Source organism: Achromobacter sp. SIMBA_011 (assembly GCF_046535435.1).
Taxonomy (GTDB): domain Bacteria; phylum Pseudomonadota; class Gammaproteobacteria; order Burkholderiales; family Burkholderiaceae_B; genus Achromobacter; species Achromobacter dolens.
This window is the reverse complement of record NZ_JAWRWN010000853.1, coordinates 1-254: the sequence shown is the minus strand read 5'-3', so window position 1 is coordinate 254 and position 254 is coordinate 1. Positions and strand designations below refer to the sequence as shown.

1 protein-coding gene is annotated in these 254 nt (G+C 71.3%); it reads left to right on the top strand.

Features of this window, described 5'->3' with window-relative positions; all coding sequences use genetic code 11:
- Nucleotides 1-254 (top strand): ABC transporter substrate-binding protein (locus SB816_RS33410; protein WP_410548430.1); only part of this gene is annotated, 254 nt, incomplete at both ends.

The window sequence follows — 254 nt, the reverse complement described above, 5'->3', positions numbered from 1 at the left end:
ATCGTCGCGACGCGCGCCGGCTCGCCGACGTCGCTCGGCATCGTCGTGCAGCCCGATTCGCCGGTGCGAAGCGTCGCCGACCTCAAGGGCCGCCCCGTGGTCGTATCGTCGGCGCGCGGCAGCATTTCGCAATACCAGCTGTACGGCGCGCTGCGCGAACACGGCCTCGCGGCGCGCGACGTCGACGTGCGCTTCGTGCTGCCGGTCGACGCGTTCGCCGCGTTCGAAGCGAAGCAGATCGGCATCTGGGCGAC